We start from the raw sequence: 12098 nt of genomic DNA, 5'->3' as shown, positions 1-12098 counted from the left end.
GGGTTTAATTGGGTTTGCCTTGGGATTCAATTGGGTTTGAGACCGCTCGCGTAGCTCGCTATCGCAGCCTTCGGCAGCTCCTACGGGGGATGGGTAGGAGCGCGAAATTGGGGGGGTGGGGGTGATCACACGAGATCGCGGGTGCCTGCGGTCGGCGTAGGAGCTGCCGCAGGCTGCGATCTTTTCGGGGGCGCCGAAAATTTCAATCCAGATCACCCATTACCCGCCCGGCAAACCCGAATACACGGCGCAGTCCGGCCAGGTCCACCAGCTCGATGTCGCGGGTCTGCCCCGGTTCGAAGCGCACGGCAGTGCCGGCCGGGATGTTCAGGCGCATTCCACGGCTGGCGGCGCGGTCGAAGGTCAGAGCGTCATTGGCTTCGAAAAAGTGATAGTGCGAGCCGACCTGGATCGGCCGGTCGCCGCGGTTGGCGACACTCAGGCTCAAGGTGCGGCGTCCGGCGTTGAGTTCGATGTCGCCGGGCTGGATCTGATATTCACCGGGGATCATTCAACGGCTCCGAGGATTTTGTAGTAGAGGGCAGTCGGGCGGTACTTGCCGCTCGGGTTGCAGGCGTAGTCGGGGATTTGACCGGCACGGGTGTAGCCTTGGGTGCGATAGAAGTCTTCGGCGCCCGAACCGGCTTCGGTGTCGAGGTAGAGCATGCCGCGTTTGTGCTGGCTGGCGGCAATCTCGAGGGCACTCATCAACTGCTGGCCCAGGCCACGTCGCCGTGCGTGTTCACGCACCAGCAGTTTTTGCACTTCGGCGCGATTGCGCCCGTTGGCTTTCTGGCAGAGTGCAAGCTGCACGCTGGCCAGTACCTGTTCGTCCTTGACCACAACCCAAAGCAGCAGGTTGCCTTGCTCAAGGTTCGCCTGCACTTCATCGAAATAAGCGCGGGCCTGAGTGGCATCCAGGTCTGCCATGAAGCCGACATTGGCGCCATAACCCACGGCCTCGAGCAGCAGTTCAATCAAACCCTGGCGATAGTGCGCAAAGCTTTCAGCATGGACTCGACGCAGTTGAGCGGCGTTCATCGGAAATTACTCCTGGTGGGCGACTGGGGGCTCCGCGCCTGGGTTGAGGGTCAGCTGCATAAAGGTCAGGTCGAGCCAGCGGCCGAACTTGGTGCCCACTTGGGGCATCTGACCGGTGATGGTGAAGCCGGCTCGTTGGTGCAGGCGAATCGAGGCTGTGTTGCCGCTCTCGATGGCCGCGACCATCACGTGTTTGCCGCAGCCGTTGGCGCGCTCGATCAGCGCTTCCATCAGCCGTGGGCCGAGACCGTTACCCCGTTGGTCACTGCGCACGTAAACCGAATGCTCGACGGTGTGGCGGAAGCCATCAAAAGGCCGCCAGTCACCAAACGAAGCGTAGCCCAGTACGCTGTTGTCGCCGTCGACAATTACCAGAATCGGGTATCCCTGGGATTGCCGGGCGCTGAACCAGGCCTGACGATTGCCGAGGTCGACGGCTTGTTCGTTCCAGATCGCCGTGGTGTTGAGCACGGCATCGTTGTAGATGTCGCGGATCGCTGGCAGGTCGGCATGCTGCGCATCACGAATGCTGTAAGTCATGGTGCGGTCTCAGGCAATAGGTTGGTGGACGGTGACCAGTTTGGTGCCATCGGGGAAGGTCGCTTCAACCTGGATTTCCGGGATCATTTCCGGGATGCCTTCCATCACTTGTTCGCGGCTGAGCAGGGTGGTGCCGTAGTGCATCAGTTCGGCCACGGTCCGGCCGTCACGGGCGCCTTCGAGCAGGGCGGCGGAGATGTAGGCCATGGCTTCCGGGTAGTTGAGTTTCACGCCGCGGGCCAGCCGCCGCTCGGCCACGAGGCCGGCGGTGAAGATCAGCAGCTTGTCTTTTTCGCGTGGTGTCAGGTCCATTATGGGTCCATGTCAAATTGTGTTGAATATGCAGGGGGGCGGTGTTCATGTGCTCCATATTCTGGGGGGTATGGCTTCGCGGCCGAGCAAGGCCGGCCTGAGCAACCGCCACAAATCGATCAGCCAGCCCCGTGCCTGCAAGGCTTCACTCGCTAGACAACGGGCGACCAACAACCCCGGCAGCTGGGTCAGGTCACCGCGCACCGGATTGGGCAACGAGCGGCAGACTTCCAGCAATTCGCTATCAATTTCACCGGTTACCAGCAAGGTCGCAAACACCGGCTGCCCGTCGAGCCCGATCGGTGAGTCGAGCAAACCGTCATCTGCGACAATGCGCTGGCGTTCATGCCAGAGCAACTGCCCGTCGCGGCGGATATCCAGTTGCGCCTGGAAATGCCCCAGATCGAAGCGCTCGCCGCTGGCCGGGCGCCCCAACGCCACCACATCCCAGTAGAACAACCTGGCGTTGCCTTCAAGTTCGATTGTCGTGCTGAGTTCGGCCTGGGCGGCGCTGAAGATGATGGTTTCCTGCGGCAGCCATTCCAGCGTCGCACCGGCTGCAACGTGTAAGTCCAGCGTCTGGTAGGCCGGGCCGGCGGCGCGATACCACTTGGCCGCACCGGGGCTGGTCAATTGCGCCCAGGCATCGGCGCCGACATGGGCGCTGATGTCCAGCCGGTCGCCGCCGGCAATCCCGCCCGGTGGGTGAACGATGATGTGTTGGCAGACTTCAGGCCCTTCGGCATACAAATGCTTCTGCACTCGCAGCGGACCTTTGTGCCGGCGCTGGACCGGACGCGTGCTGTCGCCGAAGCGGGCGTAGCCGAGTTCCAGCTCGGCGTGCCAGCTGGGGGTGAACAGTGTGGTATGGGCAGGAAGATTCATGATTTCCAGTTATCGTCAGGACGCTACAGATTAGATCGTAACCAACCCGCGTACACCTTCGGCCTCCATGTTTTCGCCACGACCTTGCTGGACGATCTCACCCCGGGACATCACCAGATACTGATCGGCCAGTTCGGCGGCAAAATCATAGAACTGCTCCACCAGCAGAATCGCCATGTCACCGCGTGCTGCAAGCTTTTTGATCACCGCCCCGATCTCCTTGATCACCGATGGCTGAATGCCCTCGGTGGGCTCATCGAGAATCAACAGGCGAGGGCGGCTGGCCAGGGCACGGCCGATAGCCAGTTGTTGCTGCTGACCGCCGGACAGATCGCCGCCACGGCGCTGCTTCATTTGCTGCAGTACCGGGAACAGCTCATAGATAAACGCCGGGACCTCTTTGGCTTCGGAGCCTGGAAAGCGTGACAGGCCCATCAGCAGGTTTTCTTCCACCGTCAGCCGGCCGAAGATTTCCCGGCCTTGCGGCACATAGGCGATTGCGGCATGCACCCGCTGGTGCGGTTTGTACCCGGTGATAGCTTTGCCTTCCCAGCTCACCACACCCTCTTTGGCGGGCAGCAGGCCCATCAGGCATTTGAGCAGGGTGGTCTTGCCGACGCCGTTACGCCCCAGCAGGCAGGTGACCTCGCCGACCTTCACGTCGAACGACAGACCCCGCAGGATGTGGCTACCGCCGTAGTACTGGTGCAGCTTGTCGACTTGTAGCATGTTGGAATTCCTTGTGGTTCACACAGACCCGCTCTCGTAGGAGCTGCCGCAGGCTGCGATCTTTTGATCTTTTGATCTTTTGATCTTTTGATCTTTTGATCTTTTGATCTTGCTGAGGTGTGATGTAAGAAGATCAAAAGATCGCAGCCTCGCTTCGCTCGACAGCTCCTACGCAGCTCCTGCGGGGGAGGTCGGTTATCGGCCTAAATACACTTCGATCACCCGCTCATTGTCCTGCACCTGCTCCAGCGAGCCTTCGGCCAGCACGCTGCCCTGGTGCAACACCGTGACGTGGTCGGCGATCGAGCCGACGAAGCCCATGTCGTGTTCCACCACCATCAGCGAGTGCTTGCCGGCCAGGCTCTTGAACAGCTCGGCGGTGAATTCGGTTTCGGCGTCGGTCATGCCCGCCACGGGCTCATCGAGTAGCAGCAGTTGCGGGTCTTGCATCAATAACATGCCGATCTCCAGAAACTGCTTCTGACCGTGGGACAGCAATCCTGCCGGGCGATCGACCGAGGTGGTCAGGCGAATGGTTTCCAGGATTTCGGCAATTCGGTCTTTCTGCTCGCCATTGAGTCTGGCCCGCAGACTGGCCCACACCGACTTGTCGGTTTTTTGCGCCAGTTCAAGGTTCTCGAACACGCTCAAGGCTTCGAACACTGTTGGCTTCTGGAACTTGCGACCGATCCCGGACTGGGCGATCTGTACTTCGCTCATTCGCGTCAAATCCAGGGTCTCGCCGAACCAGGCCTTGCCGTGGCTGGGCCGGGTCTTGCCGGTGATCACATCCATCAGCGTGGTTTTTCCGGCACCGTTGGGGCCGATGATGCAGCGCAATTCGCCAACGCCGATGTACAGGTTCAAATCGTTCAGGGCTTTGAAACCATCGAAACTGACGCTGATGTCTTCCAGGGTCAGGATGGTGCCGTGGCGGGTGTCGAGACCTTTTTCGACACGTTGTCCCAGCCCGATGGCATCGCGGCTGCTGCCCTGGTCTTTGTTGGGTTCGAGAATCGGTTCGAGCATGAATTCAGCGGTCGGTGTGATTCTCATTGGTCGCCCCTTTTCTTCAGCAGGCCGATCACGCCTTTAGGCAGATAGAGGGTCACGACGATAAACAGCGCGCCGAGGAAAAACAGCCAGTACTCAGGGAAGGCCACGGTGAACCAGCTCTTCATGCCATTGACCACACCGGCGCCGAGCAGGGGCCCGATCAATGTGCCGCGACCGCCCAAAGCGACCCACACTGCCGCTTCGATGGAGTTGGTCGGCGACATTTCACTGGGGTTGATGATCCCCACTTGCGGCACATACAGCGCACCCGCCAAGCCACACAACACCGCGCTCAATACCCAGACGAACAGCTTGAAACCGCGCGGGTCGTAGCCGCAGAACATCAGGCGGTTTTCCGCGTCACGCAGGGCCGTCAGCACCCGGCCGAACTTGCTCTGCGCCAGGCGCCAGCCGATGAACAGGCTGGCGACCAACAGCAGTACAGTGGCGACAAACAGCACCGCCCGAGTGCCTGGTTCGGTGATGCCGAAACCGAGGATGCTGCGGAAATTGGTGAAACCGTTGTTGCCACCAAACCCGGTTTCATTGCGGAAGAACAGCAGCATCCCGGCGAAGGTCAGGGCCTGGGTCATGATCGAGAAGTACACGCCCTTGATCCGCGAGCGGAAGGCGAAGAAACCGAACACCAGCGCGAGCAAGCCCGGCGCGAGCACCACCAGACACATCGCCCATAGGAAGCTGCTGGTGCCGGTCCAGTACCAGGGCAATTCGGTCCACGACAGAAAGCTCATGAACGCCGGCAACCCATCGCCCGCGGTCTGGCGCATCAAATACATGCCCATCGCATAACCGCCGAGGGCGAAGAACAGGCCGTGGCCGAGGGACAGCAAACCGGCGTAACCCCAGACCAGATCCAGCGCCAGCGCGACAATCGCGTAGCAGAGAATCTTGCCCACCAGGGTCAGGGTATAGGCCGAGACATGCAGCGGATTGTCCGCCGCCAACAGCGATAGCAGCGGCAAGGCCAGCAGCAGTGCGAGCACCAGACTGCCGACGATCAGGGTGACTTTGGTTCCGGCTTTTTGCGTAGCCGTGAGCATCAGGGGCTGGTTCATCAGTCGATCACCCGTCCTTTCAGTGCGAAGAGTCCTTGCGGGCGTTTCTGGATGAACAGAATGATCAGCGCGAGGATCAGGATCTTGCCGAGTACGGCGCCGATCTGTGGTTCGAGGATCTTGTTGGCAATGCCCAGGCCGAAGGCTGCCAGCACGCTTCCGGCCAGTTGACCGACACCGCCGAGCACCACCACCAGGAACGAGTCGATGATGTAGCTCTGGCCCAGGTCCGGACCGACGTTGCCGACCTGACTCAAGGCCACGCCACCGAGCCCGGCGATACCCGAACCGAGGCCGAAGGCGAGCATGTCCACTCGCCCCGTGGGCACGCCGCAGCAGGCGGCCATGTTGCGGTTCTGGGTCACGGCGCGCACGTTCAGGCCGAGGCGGGTCTTGTTCAGCAACAACCAGGTCAGCAGCACCACAAACAGTGCAAAGGCGATGATCACGATGCGGTTGTACGGCAACACAAGATTGGGTAGCACTTGAATGCCGCCCGACAACCAGGCCGGATTGGCGACCTCGACGTTCTGCGCTCCGAACAGCAGGCGCACCAGCTGGATCAGCATCAGGCTGATGCCCCAGGTCGCCAGCAGGGTTTCCAAAGGACGGCCGTAGAGATGGCGAATTACCGTGCGCTCCAGCGCCATGCCGATCCCGGCGGTGACGAAAAACGCCACCGGCAGCGCCACCAGCGGATAGAACTCGATGGCTTGCGGGAGGAAACGCTGGAACAGCAACTGCACCATATAGGTTGCGTAGGCGCCAAGCATCAGCATCTCGCCGTGGGCCATGTTGATCACGCCGAGCAAGCCGAAGGTGATCGCCAGACCCAGCGCCGCCAGCAGCAGAATCGAACCCAGGGACATACCGCTGAAGGCCTGGCCGAGCATCTCGCCGACCATCAGTTTGCGTTTGACTTGGGCCAGGCTGGTTTCGGCGGCGGTACGCACGTTGGTGTCGGCTTCGACGCCGGCCTCGAGCAAACTTTCCAGACGGGTGCGAGCCAGCGGATCTCCGGTTTCTCCGAGTAGCCGCACGGCCGCCAGACGCACCGCCGGATCGCTGTCCACCAGTTGCAGGTTGGCCAGGGCCAGGCTCAGGGCGGCATGAACGCCTTGATCCTGTTCACCGGCGAGTTGTCGGTCGAGGAATTTCAATTGCGCCGGCTTGGCACTTTTCTGCAGTTGTTGCGCAGCCGCCAGACGCACCTTGGCGTCAGCGGCAAGCAGTTGATGGCTGGCCAGCGCGGTGTCGATCAGACCGCGCAGGCGGTTGTTCAGGCGCAGGGTTTTGGCTTGGCCATCGACGGTCAATTGGCCTTGTTGCAAGGCATTGATCAGCTCGATGCGGGCCGGATCGGGCTGCGCGGCCCAGGCCTCCAGCAGTTTGGCTTGCTGCACGGGATTGGCCACGACGAAGTCTTCGGCGTCGCCGGCATGGGCGGCTATCGGCAATAGCAGCGCGAGAGCGAAGATGAAGCGGTAAAGGGCAGTGGGCATATCATTGGCCTTGCGCGAACTAAATGTGGGAGCGAGCAGGCTCGCTCCCACAGGAGTTGTGTCGGGCTCGAGCTCCATGCTCAAGCCCCAGTGGCTCAGTTGCTCTTCACCGCATAATCCGGCTTCTTGTCGTTACCCGGAATGAATGGGCTCCAAGGCTCGGCGCGGATCGGGCCTTCGGTCTGCCAGACCACCGAGAACTGACCATCGGCCTGGATCTCGCCGATCATCACTGGCTTATGCAGGTGGTGGTTGGTCTTGTCCATGGTCAGGGTATAACCCGACGGTGCCGCGAAGGTCTGGCCGGCCAGGGCTTCACGGACTTTGTTGACGTCAGTGGACTTGGCTTTTTCCACGGCCTGCGCCCACATATGGATGCCGACGTAAGTGGCTTCCATCGGGTCGTTGGTCACGGCTTTATCGGCGCCTGGCAGATTTTTCTTCTTGGCATAGGCTTTCCAGTCGGCGACGAATTTCTGGTTGACCGGGTTCTCGACGGATTCGAAGTAGTTCCACGCCGCGAGGTTGCCCACCAGCGGCTTGGTGTCGATGCCGCGCAGTTCTTCTTCACCGACCGAGAACGCCACCACCGGAACGTCAGTGGCTTTCAGGCCCTGGTTGGCCAGCTCTTTGTAGAACGGCACGTTGGAGTCGCCATTGACCGTGGAGATCACCGCCGTTTTGCCACCGGCCGAGAATTTTTTGATGTTGGCCACGATGGTCTGGTAATCGCTGTGGCCGAACGGCGTATAGACCTCTTCGATGTCCTTGTCCGCGACGCCTTTGGAGTGCAGGAACGAGCGCAGGATTTTGTTGGTGGTGCGCGGGTAGACGTAGTCGGTACCGAGCAGGAAGTAGCGCTTGGCGCTGCCGCCTTCTTCGCTCATCAGGTACTCCACCGCCGGGATCGCTTGCTGGTTTGGCGCCGCGCCAGTGTAGAAGACGTTCGGCGACATCTCTTCGCCTTCGTATTGCACCGGGTAAAACAGCAGGCCGTTGAGTTCTTCAAACACCGGCAACACCGATTTACGCGACACCGAAGTCCAGCAACCGAACACCACCGCAACCTTGTCCTGGGTCAGCAACTGACGACCCTTTTCAGCGAACAGCGGCCAGTTCGACGCCGGGTCGACGACCACCGGCTCGAGCATCTTGCCGTTGACGCCGCCTTTGGCGTTGATCTCCTCGATGGTCATCAGCGCCATGTCTTTAAGCGACGTTTCAGAGATCGCCATGGTCCCCGACAAGGAGTGCAGGATCCCGACCTTGATGGTCTCGGCGGCCTGGATGCTCCAGGTCAAACCCATCGCGGCAATCGATGCCGAGAGTGTGAAAGCCTTGATCAAGCTACGACGCTTCATTGTGCGATCTCCATGAGCTCATGTTTTTTTTGGTTGGCAGATACGGACGCTGAAGGGGCTTTTGCAAGGGCTGTGCCCAGTCGGTGAAAGGCAGGGAAGTGTCGTGTTTTTCGGTGAGAGGGCGCACTGCGGCGCACCATCAGGGGACAAGGTCAAGCGAGTGGTGCGTCAGCGTGCGCCACCTTGGAGCAGCTGGTCGTGCGCTGAGCCTGTGGCCAGGAGGGCAAGCCCCCTCGCCACAAAAGCTCGTTCGCCGACGATTTATTGCCGGCCGGCATTGTCGAGCCTTCACAGCCGTTGCATGTACCTCGCCGTCCTTAACTTGAAGATGAAGCGGACTCAGCTTTCCCGATCAGTCGTGACAGCAGCAGCCGATCGAGAATCCACACCACGATCAATGACGCACCGACCAACGGAAATGCCACCGCCAGCGCAAACATGATGACCATCGCGGTTTTCCACTTCGGCAGGTCATGGCGCAGCGGCGGAACACCGAGCCGACCTTGCGGGCGGCGCTTCCACCAGATCACCACGCCACTGACCGCACTAAGCAGGATCATCAGGCACACCAGCAGAACCGCTATCTGATTGAGCGTTCCGAACATCTTGCCTTCATGCAGCATCACGCCCATTTCCGTGGCGCGGGCGACGCTGTTGTAGTGCTGCCAACGGACATCGGCGAGCACCTTGCCGGTGTATTGATCGACATGCAGGGTGGCGTCGTTACGCGGGTCGTCGGCGAACACGGCGATGGTGAACACACCGCTGGCGGTGGTCGGAAAGGTGATGCTGTAGCCGGGTTCGACCTGGCGCTGTGTGGCGATGTCCTGCACGTCTTGCAAGGCGATGGCAGGTGCGGCGGGAGCGGTTGTCGCTGCCGCGTGAGCCATGTGTTCGGCATGGTCGCCGGACACCGGCAGCGGCGTGTTTTCCATGGCCCATGGTACGGTCTGGCGCGTTGCGGTATTGAGGTCGCGGGCCTCGCGATCGGACTTCGGCACCTCGTTCCACATGGCCGCCGGGAAACGGTTCCAGAGCTCGGCGTATTGCTTGCCCCAGACGCCGGTCCAGGTCATGCCGCTGAGCAGCATCACCAACAGCAACGCCGCGCCCCAGAAACCCGTCACCGCATGCAGATCGCGCCAGAACAGCCGGCCACGATTGTTCAAGCGCGGCCACAGTACGCCGGCCGACGACTTGCCGCGCGGCCACCATAGGTACAAGCCGGAAACCACCAGCATGATGCCCCAGCCGGCGGCCAGCTCGACCAGTCGATCACCCACGGTGCCGATCATCAACTCACCATGAATGGCTCGGGCGATGGCTTGCAGGTTGCTCTTGGCGTCCTGGTCGCCGAGGATTTTTCCGCGATACGGATCGATGTACACGTTCAGTTCATTGCCGTCGTTTTGCACCACGAACTGCGCGCTGCGCTCGGTATTGACCGGCGGCAGGTATTGCGTGACGTGCCCCTGTGGATAAGCGATTTGCACACGCCGTAATTGCTCATCGGCACTGAGGGTTTGATGGTCTGCGGAGACGTTCAGCAGGTTGCCGTACATCAACGGGTCGAGCTGGGGTTTGAACAGGTAAATGATGCCGGTCAGGGCCAGCATCACCATGAACGGCGCGACGAACAGCCCGGCATAAAAATGCCAGCGCCAGGCCAGGTTGTAGAAAGACACTTTTGGTTGGTTCATCAGACGCGCTCCGCGTTGGCGTGGATCTGTTCTAGTTGTCTGGTTTTTGACCGCTTGGCAGCCACTCGCTCAAACACCACAGCGTGCGGCTGCCTTTTCTACAGTCGGCCGGGTGATCTGAGGTAGGGGGGTTACCTGACGATGGGCGGGGCGCGGGTGCGGGCGCCGGGGAATACCGTTTGCCGTGCATGACCCAGGCGCGGAGAAGGGCTGATGACAGTCGATGTTGGCGGCATGTCGAATGCCGCGAACGACAGGCCGCCAGGCAGCGCCGGACAGTTGTACAGCAGGCCGCAATACCCGCACTTCTCCCAGAGCATCTGCTGCTCGGCGGGTTTGGGGTGGAGTGGCGAAGCGTCGTGGCAGCCGGGCTCGTCAATGCGCATGTCTATCGACATGTTCGGCATGGCGTGATCCATCGGCATCGCTTGAGAAGTCAGCGGGCCGATAAAGATCATCAGCATGGCGAACAGGCTGATCCAGCTGCCGCGCCTTACTCGCGAAGAGCGCTGACGTGGCACGGATCGCCCGGCGCGTGGCGAGCGCAGAGTGTCCACAGGACTTTCAGATTGTAGTTACTGGGGGTGCATGTGCGTTTCGGTGCCGGCGGGTGGTTGTTTCTGCACCGCGACCTCCACCGTCACGTCGCCGGACTTCTCGAAATGCAGGGTCAGCGGGAAACGCTTGCCGTCGCTCAGCAGGCTGCGGTCTTTGAGCTCCAGCAGCATCACGTGGTACCCCATTGGGGCGAAGGTGACTTCACCGCCGGCAGGGATATCCACGCTCGGTACCTGCTGCATTTTCATCAGCTCGCCTTGCTTCACATGCTCGTGCAACTGGGCGAGGCCGGCGATCGGCGAGGCCACGCTGAGCAGGCGATCGGTGCTTTTGCCGTTGTTGTGGATGGCAAAATAGGCCGCGACCGTTGGGGCATTCGGCGGCAGTTCCTGCGACCAGGGATGAGCGATTTGCAACTCGCCGGCAACGTATTCGTGAGCATTGGCAAAGCAGGCAGGCAACAGCAACGCGGCTAGAAGCAGTGTTTGTTTCAACATGGCAGTTCTCCAGAACGATTCAAAACGCAGATCAATTGCGAGAAGGAATCAAACCAGAGGCGAGGCGCGGGGATTGAGACTCGGCCATTGCTGGCGCGGCGTGGGTGCCTCAAGGGTGGGCGGCGGCAGGCTTCGATTGGGCTCGAAACGTGCGAAATACAGGTGTGGCACATGCCCCGGCAACGCCACCAACGGCGCCGAGCCTGAACAGCACCAGCAGTGCTGCATGTTGGAGTGATCGTCGTTCTGCGGGGCCTTCTGCTCAAGCGTGCCCAACGATATAGCCACCAGCCGGGTGCCGTTCGAGGAACAGAAACTGCCCCACAACAATTGCTCGGCCGGCGACTGATTCGCCGCCTGGGCCATCGTCCCGGAAATCGGCATGGCGAGCATGTTGAACAGCACTGCGAAGCAGGCGATCCAGGCAAATGCAAGCCGTTGTCGGGACATGGTCAAATCCGGTTGTGGGGACGATCAAGCGGGGGTATTTAGCCTGATCAGGGTCGATAAGTAAAAAGTCCGCGTGAGGTTTGGTGTCACAGAGCGATCAGGCTGCTGTGGCGTGCAGTTTCAGGCCGAGGGCCTTCATCACCTTCATGATAGTCACGAATTCCGGATTGCCATTGCTGCCGAGCGCTTTGTACAAGCTTTCACGGTCGAGACCGGCATCCCGTGCAACCTGAGTCATGCCTTGAGCTCGGGCTATATCGTTGAGAGCTGCTCGTATCAGTACGCCGTCGCCTGCGTCTTCGTCGAAACAGGCATCAAGGTACGCCGCCATATCTTCGGGTGTCTTCAGATATTCGGCGGCATCGAAACGGGTAAATTGTTCGGTCATGTT

15 protein-coding genes are annotated in these 12098 nt (G+C 60.7%); all 15 read right to left on the bottom strand.

The window, feature by feature from the left end:
- Positions 1–202 precede the first annotated feature (202 nt).
- Positions 203–511 carry an urease subunit beta gene (locus AC3IUA_RS27200; protein ID WP_489357895.1) on the bottom strand — a complete coding sequence of 103 codons (309 nt, stop codon included), beginning with the start codon at positions 509–511 and terminating at the stop codon, positions 203–205.
- Positions 508–1041, bottom strand: a complete 534-nt coding sequence (locus AC3IUA_RS27195) for a GNAT family N-acetyltransferase (RefSeq protein ID WP_489357894.1) — start codon at positions 1039–1041, stop codon at positions 508–510. The genes AC3IUA_RS27200 and AC3IUA_RS27195 overlap by 4 nt, the downstream gene beginning before the upstream one ends.
- A 6-nt stretch (positions 1042–1047) precedes the next feature.
- The gene (locus AC3IUA_RS27190) at positions 1048–1581 is read right to left on the bottom strand and encodes a GNAT family N-acetyltransferase (protein WP_489357893.1); all 534 of its coding nucleotides are present in this window, start codon (positions 1579–1581) and stop codon (positions 1048–1050) included.
- Positions 1582–1590: 9 nt separating this feature from the next.
- The gene (gene ureA, locus AC3IUA_RS27185; RefSeq protein WP_074873350.1) at positions 1591–1893 is read right to left on the bottom strand and encodes an urease subunit gamma; all 303 of its coding nucleotides are present in this window, start codon (positions 1891–1893) and stop codon (positions 1591–1593) included.
- Positions 1894–1938: 45 nt separating this feature from the next.
- The gene (locus AC3IUA_RS27180; RefSeq protein ID WP_489357892.1) at positions 1939–2778 is read right to left on the bottom strand and encodes an urease accessory protein UreD; all 840 of its coding nucleotides are present in this window, start codon (positions 2776–2778) and stop codon (positions 1939–1941) included.
- A gap of 30 nt (positions 2779–2808) precedes the next feature.
- A complete protein-coding gene (gene urtE, locus AC3IUA_RS27175) occupies positions 2809–3507 on the bottom strand; it encodes an urea ABC transporter ATP-binding subunit UrtE (RefSeq protein ID WP_489357891.1) in 699 nt (232 codons plus the stop codon).
- A 195-nt stretch (positions 3508–3702) separates the two neighbouring features.
- Positions 3703–4563 carry an urea ABC transporter ATP-binding protein UrtD gene (gene urtD / locus AC3IUA_RS27170; protein WP_489357890.1) on the bottom strand — a complete coding sequence of 287 codons (861 nt, stop codon included), beginning with the start codon at positions 4561–4563 and terminating at the stop codon, positions 3703–3705.
- Positions 4560–5639: an urea ABC transporter permease subunit UrtC gene (gene urtC / locus AC3IUA_RS27165; protein WP_489357889.1), complete on the bottom strand. Its 1080-nt coding sequence runs from the start codon at positions 5637–5639 to the stop codon at positions 4560–4562. The genes urtD and urtC overlap by 4 nt, the downstream gene beginning before the upstream one ends.
- Positions 5639–7141, bottom strand: a complete 1503-nt coding sequence (urtB, locus tag AC3IUA_RS27160) for an urea ABC transporter permease subunit UrtB (RefSeq protein WP_489357888.1) — start codon at positions 7139–7141, stop codon at positions 5639–5641. The genes urtC and urtB overlap by 1 nt, the downstream gene beginning before the upstream one ends.
- Before the next feature lie 95 nt (positions 7142–7236).
- Positions 7237–8502 carry an urea ABC transporter substrate-binding protein gene (gene urtA / locus AC3IUA_RS27155; protein WP_489357887.1) on the bottom strand — a complete coding sequence of 422 codons (1266 nt, stop codon included), beginning with the start codon at positions 8500–8502 and terminating at the stop codon, positions 7237–7239.
- Positions 8503–8819: 317 nt separating this feature from the next.
- Positions 8820–10202, bottom strand: a complete 1383-nt coding sequence (locus AC3IUA_RS27150; RefSeq protein WP_489357886.1) for a PepSY-associated TM helix domain-containing protein — start codon at positions 10200–10202, stop codon at positions 8820–8822.
- Positions 10203–10333: 131 nt separating this feature from the next.
- Positions 10334–10750, bottom strand: coding sequence for a DUF2946 domain-containing protein (locus AC3IUA_RS27145; RefSeq protein ID WP_489362505.1), 417 nt, complete (start codon positions 10748–10750; stop codon positions 10334–10336).
- Positions 10751–10777: 27 nt separating this feature from the next.
- Complete coding sequence (locus AC3IUA_RS27140) at positions 10778–11257, bottom strand: copper chaperone PCu(A)C (RefSeq protein WP_489357885.1); 480 nt, start codon at positions 11255–11257, stop codon at positions 10778–10780.
- 48 nt (positions 11258–11305) lie between these two features.
- Positions 11306–11707 (bottom strand): DUF2946 domain-containing protein, encoded by a 402-nt coding sequence (locus tag AC3IUA_RS27135; RefSeq protein WP_489357884.1) that lies wholly within the window; start codon positions 11705–11707, stop codon positions 11306–11308.
- A 97-nt stretch (positions 11708–11804) separates the two neighbouring features.
- The gene (locus tag AC3IUA_RS27130) at positions 11805–12095 is read right to left on the bottom strand and encodes an addiction module antidote protein (RefSeq protein ID WP_489357883.1); all 291 of its coding nucleotides are present in this window, start codon (positions 12093–12095) and stop codon (positions 11805–11807) included.
- Positions 12096–12098 lie beyond the last annotated feature (3 nt).

The organism is Pseudomonas sp. KH_050 (assembly GCF_057838875.1).
Note: the sequence above shows the minus strand (reverse complement) of the source record. Positions and strands in the feature narration are given on the sequence as shown.

Coding starts and splice junctions, on each gene's coding strand:
- AC3IUA_RS27200 (WP_489357895.1), bottom strand. CDS start 511: ATGATCCCCGGTGAATATCAGATCCAGCCCGGCGACATCGAACTCAAC.
- AC3IUA_RS27195 (WP_489357894.1), bottom strand. CDS start 1,041: ATGAACGCCGCTCAACTGCGTCGAGTCCATGCTGAAAGCTTTGCGCAC.
- AC3IUA_RS27190 (WP_489357893.1), bottom strand. CDS start 1,581: ATGACTTACAGCATTCGTGATGCGCAGCATGCCGACCTGCCAGCGATC.
- ureA (WP_074873350.1), bottom strand. CDS start 1,893: ATGGACCTGACACCACGCGAAAAAGACAAGCTGCTGATCTTCACCGCC.
- AC3IUA_RS27180 (WP_489357892.1), bottom strand. CDS start 2,778: ATGAATCTTCCTGCCCATACCACACTGTTCACCCCCAGCTGGCACGCC.
- urtE (WP_489357891.1), bottom strand. CDS start 3,507: ATGCTACAAGTCGACAAGCTGCACCAGTACTACGGCGGTAGCCACATC.
- urtD (WP_489357890.1), bottom strand. CDS start 4,563: ATGAGAATCACACCGACCGCTGAATTCATGCTCGAACCGATTCTCGAA.
- urtC (WP_489357889.1), bottom strand. CDS start 5,639: ATGAACCAGCCCCTGATGCTCACGGCTACGCAAAAAGCCGGAACCAAA.
- urtB (WP_489357888.1), bottom strand. CDS start 7,141: ATGCCCACTGCCCTTTACCGCTTCATCTTCGCTCTCGCGCTGCTATTG.
- urtA (WP_489357887.1), bottom strand. CDS start 8,502: ATGAAGCGTCGTAGCTTGATCAAGGCTTTCACACTCTCGGCATCGATT.
- AC3IUA_RS27150 (WP_489357886.1), bottom strand. CDS start 10,202: ATGAACCAACCAAAAGTGTCTTTCTACAACCTGGCCTGGCGCTGGCAT.
- AC3IUA_RS27140 (WP_489357885.1), bottom strand. CDS start 11,257: ATGTTGAAACAAACACTGCTTCTAGCCGCGTTGCTGTTGCCTGCCTGC.
- AC3IUA_RS27135 (WP_489357884.1), bottom strand. CDS start 11,707: ATGTCCCGACAACGGCTTGCATTTGCCTGGATCGCCTGCTTCGCAGTG.
- AC3IUA_RS27130 (WP_489357883.1), bottom strand. CDS start 12,095: ATGACCGAACAATTTACCCGTTTCGATGCCGCCGAATATCTGAAGACA.